We start from the raw sequence: 12,733 nt of genomic DNA, 5'->3' as shown, positions 1-12,733 counted from the left end.
TGATATTTTACCAGATTATTACCTAAAATCGTGTTGATTTGCCTACTTTTATGACTTTGCCTCATCTTTTTTGTATAATAACATCAGAGTAGTCTTTATTATGAAAAGAAGAGTTAAATGAAAAATACAATTGATTATCACCATATTGAAGTGCTTGACCAACATTTTCAACCCACCGATAATGTTGCTTCCTTTGCGTACACCAATGCTTTGCTGCGCTTACTGGCTCATATTGATTATCCGATTATTCATTTTTGGACGCTAGAACAAACCTTGATTTTAGGTTTAGCCGACCAACGGCTACCGCATTTAGCCACCGCATTAGCCGTGCTTCAACGAGCAAATTACCATTATTTCATTCGCAATTCTGGTGGCTTAGCCGTGATTAGTAACGAGGGCATTTTAAACGTTTCCTTATTCTTACCACAAGTAAACGAAGCCATTAGTGTCGACGAATCATATCAAGAAATGACCGATTTAATTAATGATGCCTTCCCAGAACTCAATTTAAACGCCTTTGAAATCGAACATTCTTATTGCCCTGGCAAATTTGATTTGAGCGTTAATGGTCAAAAAATTGGCGGTATGTCACAACGCCGGAATCAAAATGGTGTCGTCATTATGCTGTATTTAAGTATTACTGGCGACCAAAATGCCCGTGGTCAACTTGTTGCTAATTTTTACCAACATGGTTTAAAGGATGACGAAAATAAGTGGAATTTTCCAGAGGTTTGGCCAGAAACAATGGTTAATCTAGAGGATTTGTTGAATCAACCACTTTCTGTGACAGCGGCTAAAAATAGAATTTTGACAGTGCTAAAAAAACAAAACATTGTGACCGGGTCCCTAACATTACAGCAAACAATGCAGCAGCCAGAATTTCAAACTTACTTAGATTATGAAACCGGCCAAATGCACCAACGCCAAACTAAATTGAAAGGTCGTGAATAATATGAGTTTCGCTGATGAAGAGTTAACTAAGGAAAAAGTTTTCCGTGATCCCGTGCATAACTATATTTATGTTGAAAATAAAATCATTTTGGATCTAATTGATACACCGGAATTTCAACGGCTACGTCGCATTAAGCAATTAGGAACGACTTCGCTGATTTTCCATGGTGCAGAACATACGCGCTTTGGTCACAGTCTTGGCGTGTATGAAATTACGCGTAGAATTTGCAATTTATTTCAACGAAACTATCCTTCCAAACGACCCGATGATGGCCTGTGGAATGACAATCAACGCCCGGTAGCGTTATGCGCCGCTCTGTTACACGATATTGGTCATGGCCCGTATTCTCATACGTTTGAACACATTTTCCACACTAACCACGAACAAATTACAACCCAGATCATTACCTCGCCAGACACAAATATCAACAAAATACTGAAACGAGTTTCTCCTGATTTTCCCAAGCAAGTCGCCAGTGTGATTGACCACACGTATCCCAATCAACAGGTTGTTCAACTAATTTCCAGCCAGATTGACGCTGATCGCATGGATTATTTACAACGGGACGCCTACTACACCGGCACCAATTACGGTAAATTCGATTTGGAACGAATTTTGCGAGTGATGCGGCCATACAAAAACGGAATCACATTTGAAATTTCTGGGATGCACGCCGTCGAAGACTACATTTTAAGTCGCTTTCAAATGTATCTTCAAATCTATTTTCATCCAGTCTCACGAGCAATGGAAGCGATCTTAGAGCACTTGCTTAAACGGGCCAACGTCTTATATAAAAATGACCAACCTGATGATAGTGCCACTCCATTCATGTTATTACCGTTTTTCAACCATTCGTTCAACCTAAAACAGTATCTGGCATTAGATGACGGTGTACTGACTACCTATTTTGCCCAGTGGCGCAATAATTCGGATAAAATTTTGTCTGATCTGGCAGCACGTTTTTTGGATCGGCGCCCACTTAAATCAGTCATCTACTCAGTCGATACTGAATCGTTATTACCTAAATTACGTGATTTAATTCAAACTGCTGGTTTCAATCAAGATTATTACACTGCAGTTAACGACAGTTATAATCTGCCATACGACACGTACAATCCACAAGTAGCTAAATCGCAAACGCAAATTGAATTAATGCAGCCAAATGGAGATCTGGTTGAATTATCTCAGTTGAGCACACTGGTGGCAGCAGTTTCTGGCAAAACCGCCGGTGATCAACGTTTTTTCTTTCCACAAGAAATGCTATCGCGTAACCAAAGTATCGAAATATTTGAACCCATTTACGAAGAATTTCAGCATTACATCAATAATAATCACATTATCAACCACCACTAGGAGATTACAATGGCAATCAAATTAATCGCACTTGATATTGACGGCACTTTATTAAACGAAAAAGACGAGTTAACCCAAGAAACAATTGATGCTGTAACGCAAGCAACGCAGGCAAATATTAAAGTCGTCCTTTGCACCGGTCGGCCGTTAACTGGCGCCCATTCATATCTTAAGCAGTTGGGGCTTGATGCCCAAGATGATAGTTATGTTATCACTTTCAACGGTTCATTAGCACAGTCAACCAATGGCAACGTCTTAATTCGACACACTCTCAATTTCGCTGATTACATCGATTTAGAGGCACTGAGTCGTAAAATTGGCGTCCATTTCCATTGCGAAACGGATCAATATATTTACACTGCCAATAAAAATTTAAGTCCGTACACAATTGGTGAATCTTACGTTGTCAGACTTCCAGTTCGGTATCGTGAGGTGGAAGAAATGACCGCATCAATGTCTATTTCTGAAGGCATGATGATTGACGAACCAGCTATTATTGATCGAATTGAGCAGGAAAATCTAATTCCAACTGCAATAAAAGATCGCTTTCAGGTTGTCAGAAGTGAGCCCTATTTTCTGGAATTTATGAATCGAAATGCCAGCAAGGGGAACGCTTTGAACGAACTGAGCAAGCAATTACAGCTAACCCCAGCTGAAGTGATGGCCGTCGGTGACCAAGGCAACGACCTCACCATGATTGAGTACGCTGGGTTAGGGGTTGCCATGGGTAATGCTATCCCTGAGATTAAGGCAAGTGCCAATGAAATCACGTTATCAAATACAGAAAATGGTGTCGCTGCCGCGATTAGAAAATTCGCCCTAAATTTATAGTATTTATCAAACAAAAAAATAGAGGCTGCCGTAAAACTACATTTTTGCGACAGCCTCTATTTATTTTTCGAATATTTTTTAAACATGGACAATCTTGTCACACCTTAAAACGTCTTGGTGACCCCACCAGTGGTTGAATTATACTGATAAATTCCGACCAAATTGGCAACATCACCTGCCTGATTATTTTGACGTACTTCGATTGTATACGTTGAACCCGTTTGACCAGTTACATCAAACTGATAGCCTGATTTGCCATAATAACCAGCCGCCTTGGCAAAATTAGGAATAACACTATCAGCTGTCGAAGAGGCTGTGCTACTACTACCACTGGAAGCCACCGCTGAACTAGACGATGAACTTTGCATTTTTTGGGCTTGTGTTACTTTAGTGGCTAAGGTAGCAGCCTCTTGCTTTAGCTCTGTGCTGGAAGCAGATTCGTTACTCTTGAGAGTAGCAATGCCACTTTGAGCATCTGCATAGTTACTATTACCATAGTCTTCCTTTGCAGCAATGAGCGTCTTGAGATTGGCAATTAAACCTTTAATTTTACTTGTTTGGTGCGTGGCAGCTTGCAGTTTATTCAACGCTTGCTGATACTTTCCAGCCTTGATTAATTTGTTGGCTGCATTATAAGCTTTAGTTGCCGCACTAACTTTGGCAACAGACGAGCTACTCGAGCTGGCATTATTGGAGGTATTTTTACTACCACAGCCTGCCAAAACCCCAATTGACAACAACGTTAACGTACCCAGCATGATTTTTTTACTAATCACAGATTTTTGCATACATATATCCTCCCTTAACGAATCTCATTATATCATGATCCGGATAAAATAAAGCTCTCAGCCCCATTTTTTTGTAATACTTTTGTAATATTTAATAACTTGTACCAGATCAAAAAAGTAATCAGCAATAAAACTGATTACTTGGCAAAATTTGATTAATTACAGTGCTTCATCAGCACGAAACCGATTCTTAAAAAGTGGGCTGACCGGACGATTTTCATTGATTCGTTTGATTGCAGCGCCCATTAAAGGACCAACTGAAACCTGAACCAACTTATCAATTCGTTTTTCAACGGGTAGATTAATTGAATCGGTCACGACCACCTGCTTAATTGGTGATTGTTCCAGTAACTCGATCGCTGGATCTGATAACACTGGATGAGTACATGATGCATATACTTCTGTGGCACCAGCATCAATCAACGCTTGTGAGCCTAACGTAATTGTGCCCGCTGTATCGATCATATCATCAATCAAGATACAACGTTTACCTGCAACATTTCCAATAATATTCATAACTTCAGCCACATTGGCTTTCGGTCGCCGTTTATCAATGATGGCAATTGGTGCTTTCAAAAATTCTGCTAAAGCACGCGCACGCGTCACCCCACCATGATCTGGTGAAACCACAACTGCATTGTCGGCAATGCCATGATTAATGAAATAATCAGCTAATAATGGTGCCCCCATTAAATGATCTAACGGAATATCAAAAAATCCTTGAATTTGAGCTGCATGTAAATCCAGTGCCACAATCCTGGTTGCGCCAGCCTTTTCAAGCATATTGGCCACTAACTTTGCCGTGATCGGCTCACGCGAGCGTGCCTTGCGGTCTTGCCGCGCATACCCATAATATGGAATCACAACGTTAATGGTATTGGCGCTAGCCCGCCGCAGTGCATCGATCATAATCAACAATTCCATCAAATTATCGTTGACAGGTGCAGATGTCGATTGAATAACGTAAACATTATCCCCGCGAATACTTTCTTCAATGTTAATCCGGATTTCACCATCGCTAAACCGGTCAACAGATAGTTTGCCCAATTCAACCCCAACCGTATCAGCTATTTTTTTAGCTAATGGCAAATTTGAGTTAAGTGCAAAAATCTTTAATTTGGGATCAAAATATTGTTCCATTAGGCCCTCCGATGATCATACTTTATGATTTAATAATATGGATTTAGTCATCAAAATGCAAGTTTGCTGCCGCAATCACCAGGGTAATTTTTTGGCATATCCAGGTTTGTTTACTTGCCGAGCTCGTGCAATGGCCATATCAAACTTTTCAGTGCCATCCGTGATCGTCGAACCCGCAGCAATAAACGAATCTTCAGCTATTTCTAGTGGTGCAATTAAATTTGAATTACTACCAATAAAAGCATGATTACCAACGTTAGTATGATGCTTAGCCGTGCCATCATAATTGACAAATACGACTCCACAACCGACATTGATATTTTCACCAAGGGTGGCATCCCCAACATAGGTTAAATGTCCCACTTTAGTGCCGTTGCCAATCAGTGACTTCTTAATTTCCACAAAATTACCTAGGTGGGCTCGTTCACCAATCTCTGCTTCCGGTCGCAAATGACTATATGGGCCAATATCACTGCCAGTATGCATTTCTGATTTTTCAATGTATGAAGCCAGTACCTTAACGCTGTCATGAATGACAGAATCAATAATTTCTGAATGAGCACCAATAAAGCAATCAGAACCGATCGTGGTGTTTCCTTTAATTGAAACACCGCCTTCAACCACAGTATCTGAGCCAATTTTAACATCGGCATCAATATACGTATTTTCGGGATCAAGTAGGGTCACCCCACTTTTCATCAATTGTGTATTAATTCGGTTACGCATCACTTGGTTGGCCTTAGCTAGTGCAATACGATCATTAACACCCATGGATTCATCAAAATCATCCATCTGGTAAGCCGCAACAATATCACCACGCTGTTTTAAAATACCAATCACATCGGTTAAATAATATTCTCCTTGCGCATTGTCATTGGTGAGTAGATGTAAGGCATCAAACAATGTTTTGTTATCAAAACAATAGACACCTGTGTTAATTTCTGAGATTGCTTGTTCCTTGGCACTCGCGTCCTTTTGCTCCACAATTTTTTCAACGATTCCAATTTCATTGCGGACAATTCTGCCGTAACCAGTTGGATCAGGGGCAATCGATGTCAGAACAGTGGCCGCTGCCTGCTTTGCTTCGTGATATTCTAACAAGTGCGCCAAAGTTTCTGCTGTAAATAATGGTGTATCACCGCTAACAATCAGTGTTTCTCCATCTAGATTACCAAGCAAATCTTCTGTCTGCAGTACAGCATGACCTGTTCCTAACTGTTGCTTTTGGAGCACATATTTAGTCCGATCGCCAAGTGCTTCTTCAACGTCCTGTGCTCCGTAGCCTACTACTGTGACCACATTGTCCATTTTATTTTTTTCAATTTGTGTTAATACGTGGTCAACCATCGCCTTGCCACATACTTGATGGAGAACTTTGTAAAGTTTGGATTTCATTCGAGTTCCCTTACCAGCTGCCAAAATGATTGTATTACGTGTTGCCATTTATTTATTCCCCATTTCCGTGCCAAACACTGTTGATAAATAATTACCAGGTTGAGCTTCAATTGTCTGATCGTTCGGATTTACTGCATTCACCTTGATCAGTGACGTGTATTGTTTAACCAATCGATCGCCACTAAATTCGCCTTCTGCAAAGACCGTCATTCCAATCAAAGTGGCATCAAATTCTTTGATTAGTGACGCCATGCCGTTCAGCGTGCCGCCACCCTTCATGAAATCATCCACTACTAGTACCCGAGCACCTTGTTGGAGGCTGCGACGAGACAACTCCATTTTCTCAATTCGTTTGGATGAACCAGAAACATAATTGACACTAACTGTGGAGCCCTCAGTAATATGCGAATCATTGCGCACAATGACAAATGGAACATTAAGGTAGTTAGCAACGCTTTGTGCAATTGGAATTCCTTTAGTAGCAACAGTCATTACTACGTTAACATCTTGATTCAGATACTGGGTCGCAATTAATCGGCCAACCTGACGTAAAATATCTGGTCGACTAAGTAAGTCTGATAAATATACATATCCGCCAGGTAAAAGTCGACTTTCATCATTGACCTCGTCAACAATACTATCAATAAATTCCTGTGCTTCCTCACGTAAAATGTAAGGGATAAAACGCACACCACCAGTTGCTCCGGGAATTGTTTCTAAAATCCCCGTGCCCCGCTCCTGAAAAGTTTGCTTTAAGATACCAAGATCTTCGCTAATTGAAGACTTCGCAGAATCATAACGCTGTGCGAAAAATTTCAAAGATATGAGCGTTCGTGGCCGTTCAAGTAGGTATCTGGTCATATCTACAACCCGGTTGCTTCGTTTGACTTTCATCACCGTTACCTCTTCATCGTCATTTTTTCTTCCTTAAAAATAATAACATAATTGTTCGGGTTTTATTCATTTCAGCCAAAAATATTTCAAAAATCAATCCAGGTAATAAAAAAGCCTTAGTCTATGCTCGTTTAGCATGCACCAAGGCACCACAATATATTAAAACTTCCAATGCAGCAATAAAAAAACTGACTGGCCAATTGGTCAAATAACCTAAATAGAGGCCACACCAAGTCCCCACAAGGGCAAAGACAACCGACAACGCCATCATTTTTGCAACGCTATGTACATAATACTTGGCGCTAGCCGCTGGCAGCGTGAGCAAAATAAAAATTAACAACGACCCAACAATTTGAGCGGCGACACTGACACTCAAGGCAAGAAGCACTAAAAAGATTACTGAAATTAAATTTGATTTAACCCCATTAACCCGTGCCCCAACCGCATCAAATGAATCAAACTTTAATGATCGGTAAAAAAGAAAGATAACAATCAATACAACAACTGATAACATAATAATTTGCCAGACTTCAGCCAAGCTAATCCCAATCACGCTCCCAAATAAAATACTGGTAGCCGAACTAGCGTTTTGATTTGATAGTGATAAAAATAAAATTCCTAAACCAATGAATAATGCTGATACTGCTGTAATTGCCGATTCACGGCGAGATTCTTTAACACTCATCTGACCCACAATTACTGAACTGACAATGGTAAATAACAACATACCGTTGATGGCAGCCCAGCCGGCAAAAACACCAAACGCCGCTCCCGCAAAGCCAATTTCTGACAAAGTATGGGTCAAAAAGGACATACTCCGAGCGATGACGAAGACACCAATGATGCCACAAATTAATCCAATAAACGTCCCGGCCATAAAAGCATGCCGCATAAAATCAAAACTAAACATGTGCTTCCCCCACTCTTGACACCTTTAATTGGTCCATTGTTCCCGTTTGATAACGATCATGTTCCATCAATAAAAAGTGATCGGCAAACTGACGCGCTAACGGTAAATCATGAGTCACAAATAACACGCTTAATTGCTGTTGCTCCTGTAGTTGCGCCACCAACGCCAGCAATTCATACTTCATCCCGACATCTAAGCTGGCCGTTGACTCATCTAAAATCAATAAATTGGGATGTTCAATCAGTGCTTGGGCTAGATAAGCACGTTGCTTTTCACCACCCGAAGCTTGACCTAACGGCCGATCTTGAATCGCGACTAAGTTTGTCTGCTTGATTGCCCGATCAACTCGTTTTTTTTCAGTCGCATTTAACCAAGGCATCCATCCGTGATATAAATTTAACGCCACAAATTCTCTAATGGTCAGCGGATATTCCTCATCAAGATTCCTAAATTGTGGGACATAGCCCAATTTGATATCCCGTTCCTGATTAAAAAAATTAATTGAACCTGCTTTAGGTGTCAACTGACCTAGGAGCGAACGCACCAACGTTGTTTTACCAACGCCATTCTCACCTAAAATAACCGTAAACGATCCCTTCTGCAGTGAAAAGTTCAAATCTTTAATAACTGATTTGGCCCCATATGATAATGCCAAATGTTTAATTGTCAAAATTTCGTTAATAATTACATCCCCTGTTGGATTTTCCTTAATTGTCGATACTGTTTCGCCATCCATTGTTCGTAGTTCAACCCCTTTGGCAACGATTCCGTTACTTTCAAAATTGGCACATTATGTTTGCGAGCTAGCTTGATCATGTTATCAATCACGTGATCACTTTCTTGCGTGTTAACCACTAAAAATGCAATCTTGTGTTGCTTAATATCTGCTTGCATTTTAGCAATGTCAGCAGGTGCTGGATCGTTACCATCCTCAATTGCCTTGGCAAAGTGCTCATTATTAATCTGATAACCTAAATTAGTTAGCGCGTAATTAAAGACCGGCTCGCTGACGTCGACCAATTTATTTTTCTGATCTACATTGCGCTTCAAGGTACTGATTATCTTGTTTAATGGTGCCAACGATTGGCGATACTTAGTAGCATTTTTTTGATAATACGTGGCATGGCTTGGATCTAACTTGCTAAATTGCTGAGCTAATTTAGTTGCTAGTTTAGGCATCGTGCTTGGCTTATACCACACATGTTCATTACTTTCCGAGCTTATATGAAGTAAATCCTCGCTAACTCTCAAATCAATAATTTTTTTATCATTGGCGCCAACTAGCTTGCTCATCCACTGATCATAGCCAGCACCGTTTTGAATAACCATATTTGCCTTTGACACCATTTTTGCATTTTTAGTGGTAGGCTCAAAATCATGTGGATCAACCGCCGAGCTTTGAATCACAGAATTTACCTGACCATATTTACCTGCCACTTGTTTAGCAACATCGCCATAAAAATCGATACTGCTAACGATTCTAATTGGTTTTTGATTTGCCTGCTTGGTCTGTGTTTGACAGCCGCCCAGGACTAACAAAAAGCTACCGCAGATAGCTACCAGAATTAACTTTATTTTACGCTGCATGTGAACTTCCTTTTGCCTAAATTGTAATAATTACTATTTAGTAGTTTACTAGACTACAGCCAAAATGGCAACAATCAACCAAAAATTAGTCGAAATGAACAATTATTAATGGCTGATGCTAAACAAAAAAGGACCAGCAACTAATCAAAGTTGCTAAAGTCCCCCCTAGAATCAATTTATCTGAGCCAAAAATTCAGTGACTACGTTGCGATACTTTGTTGGATTAACATAAATTGTTTCAATATGCCCCGCCTCTGGTTCAACGTACAACTTCTTGGGCTGATTAGCTTCATGGTACAGTTGAAAGACATTTTTGACAGGCACAGTTTGATCCCGGGCGCCATGAATCATCAAAATTGGTAAATGATTGTGCTGCACTTGACGAATAATATCACCATCTTCAAATGCATACCCGTCGCGTAATTTAGAGATTCGACTGGCAATCGAAACCATCGGCACTGTCGGAAAATGATATTTATGACCTAAGCGGTATTTTCCCTCCACATACACATTACTATAGCCGCTGTCTTCAATGATTGCAGCGACATTAGTTGGCAGTTGCTCACCGCTGACTGCCATGACCGTAGTAGCACCCATGCTGATGCCAAATAAAACTATTTTAATGGTTGCCCCACGCCGCCGAATTAATTCATCAATCCAGCCCAGATAATCACTGCGGTCTAACCACCCCAGCCCAATGACGTTACCTTCGCTTAACCCATGGGCCCTTGCATCCGGCATCAATAAGCTATAGCCTAACTGACAAAACAGACGTGCATACGGGCGTACCTGTTCACGCGAATGATGAAGTCCGTGTGCTAAAATGACCACCTTGCCATTAGCAGCAGGATTGTGCACATAACTAGCAACTAAATGAAGTCCATCCTCAGTCGTAATTTGCCACTGCTCTTCAGGCAAATTCTGATACCAGTCATTATCGCTCTCGTGGTTTTGTTGAATGGCCGCTTGTTGACCATTCATTTTTTGCTTGTCACTAAACCCAGTGGCCATTTTATATACCATCGCTGAACTGGCCAGCACGCTAAACCCGACTAATTCCGTGGCTCGACGCATTAATTTCAGTTGTCTTTTTGTTATTTGTTTCATCACCGCTCACTCCCTAATCAATTCAGGCATTATTATACATGTGAACCGTAATTTTCGCCAAGACTAAAGCGAGCTTCTTACTGCTAACTTAACTTGTTGCGCCACAATTCTACCAGGATTACCAACCACCGTCGCATAGCGTGGTACATTGTCTAGGACCACACTACCAGCCCCGACTTTGGCATGCGCACCAATTTTAATTGCTCCCAATAAAAGTGCATTAGCACCAATTAAAACATGATCGGCAACGTGCGGGTGGCGAGGCCCATCGCCATTATAGCGCGAGCCTAACGTGACACCGTGCAAAATCGTCACAAAATCACCAATTATCGCTGTTTCGCCAATCACCACCCCCGTACCATGATCGATAAAACAATGTTGTCCGATTTTAGCCCCTGGATGAATCTCAACTTTCGTAATTTGTTTACCCCAGTGGGCTATCAGAGCAGCTAAAAAATAGCGTTTGGCGCGATATAATCGGTGACTGACACGGTAAAATCCTAGCGCATGAAAACCTGAGTAAGTGAAGATAACTTCCCAAACACTCTTTGCAGCCGGATCATTGTTAAAAATATATTTAGCAGCAGAAAACATTTATCTTAACCCTTTAAGGCACCAAAGCAACTTACTAAAGTTGGTTCAAACTTTGTTGCACATCTTCAACCAAATCTTCTTCATCCTCAATTCCAACTGACAGACGGATGAGTTCATCTTTAATCCCACTAGCCAACCGAACATCTCGTGGAATAGAACCGTGTGTCATCACTGCTGGAATTTCAATTAAACTTTCGATACCACCGAGACTCTCTGCTAAATCAATAAAGTGTAATTGCTCAACAAATTGCTTTGGATCTAAACCATCCTGCAATTCAAATGAAATCATGGCGCCAAAATGAGTCATCTGTTTCTTAGCAACATCATAACCAGAAAAATCTGGATCGCCAGGATAATAAACCTTAGCAACATGTGAATCTTGTTTTAATAAATCAACAATCGCAGCGGTATTTTCATGATGGACCCGCATCCGTGCACCCAACGTTTTAATCCCGCGTTGTAATAACCAGCTATCATCAGGTCCCAGCACAGCTCCAATTGAATTTTGTAAGAAGCCAATTTGTTGAGCCAGTTCTTCATCATTAGTCACTGCAAGGCCAGCAACTAAATCACTGTGACCACCCAAATACTTGGTAGCTGAATGCACCACAACATCAGCACCCAGGGTGAGTGGCGTTTGATTGTACGGCGTAGCAAATGTATTATCCACAATTGTCTTAATATTATGAGCTTTTGCCAATGTCGTGACGGTTTTGATATCTGTAATTTTTAATAGTGGATTAGTGGGTGTTTCAAAATAAATTGCAACGGTATGTTCATTAATTGCCTGCTCAACCTGTTCTAAATCTTGCATGTCAACAGTGGTGAAAGTGAGGCCAAATCGTTTTAGCACTTGGTTAATCAAGCGGAATGTTCCACCATAAACGTCGTTGCCAACAATAATGTGATCACCTGCTGAAAAAGCTGATAACACAGCGTGAATCGCAGCTGAGCCGGACGAAAAGGCGAAGCCAGCTGTTCCTTCTTCTAAATCAGCAATTAATTTTTCAACCGCTGCTCGAGTGGGGTTGCCACTACGTGAATATTCCCATTGTGGCTGGCCACCAACCCGCTTTTGATGAAAGGTTGAAGCTCGGTAAATGGGGATTGAAACGGCCCCGGTAGTTTGATCTTCGCTAATGCCTGCATGGATTAATTTTGTATTGAATTTCATTATTGTTT

Annotated in this window: 13 protein-coding genes; 3 read left to right on the top strand and 10 right to left on the bottom strand. The window is 40.9% G+C overall.

The features are described 5' to 3' along the window. Positions 1-117: 117 nt before the first annotated feature. Genes WDC_RS01075 through yidA form a run of 3 tightly spaced genes read left to right on the top strand, consistent with a single transcriptional unit; the run spans position 118 to position 3,136 of the window. Complete coding sequence (locus tag WDC_RS01075; RefSeq protein WP_044009963.1) at positions 118-951, top strand: lipoate--protein ligase family protein; 834 nt, start codon at positions 118-120, stop codon at positions 949-951. 1 nt (position 952) lies between these two features. Next, entirely contained in the window at positions 953-2,305 is a 1,353-nt protein-coding gene (locus WDC_RS01070) for an HD domain-containing protein (protein WP_044009962.1), read from the top strand. Between the two features lie 9 nt (positions 2,306-2,314). Then, on the top strand, positions 2,315-3,136 hold the full coding sequence (gene yidA / locus WDC_RS01065; RefSeq protein ID WP_044009961.1) for a sugar-phosphatase: 822 nt from the start codon (positions 2,315-2,317) through the stop codon (positions 3,134-3,136). Between the two features lie 104 nt (positions 3,137-3,240). Here the strand turns inward: yidA and WDC_RS01060 are convergent, their stop codons facing one another. The 10 genes from WDC_RS01060 to WDC_RS01015 form a co-directional block, all read right to left on the bottom strand. After that, the gene (locus WDC_RS01060; protein WP_044009960.1) at positions 3,241-3,924 is read right to left on the bottom strand and encodes a hypothetical protein; all 684 of its coding nucleotides are present in this window, start codon (positions 3,922-3,924) and stop codon (positions 3,241-3,243) included. 159 nt (positions 3,925-4,083) lie between these two features. Next, positions 4,084-5,064, bottom strand: coding sequence for a ribose-phosphate diphosphokinase (locus WDC_RS01055; RefSeq protein ID WP_044009959.1), 981 nt, complete (start codon positions 5,062-5,064; stop codon positions 4,084-4,086). Between the two features lie 75 nt (positions 5,065-5,139). Next, a complete protein-coding gene (gene glmU / locus WDC_RS01050) occupies positions 5,140-6,507 on the bottom strand; it encodes a bifunctional UDP-N-acetylglucosamine diphosphorylase/glucosamine-1-phosphate N-acetyltransferase GlmU (protein WP_044009958.1) in 1,368 nt (455 codons plus the stop codon). Then, the gene (gene purR, locus WDC_RS01045; protein WP_044009957.1) at positions 6,508-7,353 is read right to left on the bottom strand and encodes a pur operon repressor; all 846 of its coding nucleotides are present in this window, start codon (positions 7,351-7,353) and stop codon (positions 6,508-6,510) included. Between the two features lie 121 nt (positions 7,354-7,474). Further along, a complete protein-coding gene (locus tag WDC_RS01040) occupies positions 7,475-8,263 on the bottom strand; it encodes a metal ABC transporter permease (RefSeq protein ID WP_044009956.1) in 789 nt (262 codons plus the stop codon). Next, on the bottom strand, positions 8,256-8,948 hold the full coding sequence (locus WDC_RS01035) for a metal ABC transporter ATP-binding protein (protein ID WP_044009990.1): 693 nt from the start codon (positions 8,946-8,948) through the stop codon (positions 8,256-8,258). Before WDC_RS01035 ends, WDC_RS01040 begins: the two co-directional genes overlap by 8 nt. Next, positions 8,948-9,850: a metal ABC transporter solute-binding protein, Zn/Mn family gene (locus WDC_RS01030; protein ID WP_044009955.1), complete on the bottom strand. Its 903-nt coding sequence runs from the start codon at positions 9,848-9,850 to the stop codon at positions 8,948-8,950. The genes WDC_RS01035 and WDC_RS01030 overlap by 1 nt, the downstream gene beginning before the upstream one ends. Positions 9,851-10,021: 171 nt before the next feature. After that, positions 10,022-10,957, bottom strand: a complete 936-nt coding sequence (locus WDC_RS01025) for an alpha/beta hydrolase (RefSeq protein ID WP_082040881.1) — start codon at positions 10,955-10,957, stop codon at positions 10,022-10,024. A gap of 63 nt (positions 10,958-11,020) precedes the next feature. Next, positions 11,021-11,551 carry a serine O-acetyltransferase EpsC gene (gene epsC / locus WDC_RS01020; RefSeq protein WP_044009954.1) on the bottom strand — a complete coding sequence of 177 codons (531 nt, stop codon included), beginning with the start codon at positions 11,549-11,551 and terminating at the stop codon, positions 11,021-11,023. 34 nt (positions 11,552-11,585) lie between these two features. Further along, positions 11,586-12,725 carry a trans-sulfuration enzyme family protein gene (locus WDC_RS01015; protein WP_044009953.1) on the bottom strand — a complete coding sequence of 380 codons (1,140 nt, stop codon included), beginning with the start codon at positions 12,723-12,725 and terminating at the stop codon, positions 11,586-11,588. Between the last annotated feature and the right edge of the window lie 8 nt (positions 12,726-12,733).

Source organism: Paucilactobacillus wasatchensis, assembly GCF_000876205.1.
In the GTDB taxonomy this organism is placed as follows: domain Bacteria; phylum Bacillota; class Bacilli; order Lactobacillales; family Lactobacillaceae; genus Paucilactobacillus; species Paucilactobacillus wasatchensis.
Note: the sequence above shows the minus strand (reverse complement) of the source record. Positions and strands in the feature narration are given on the sequence as shown.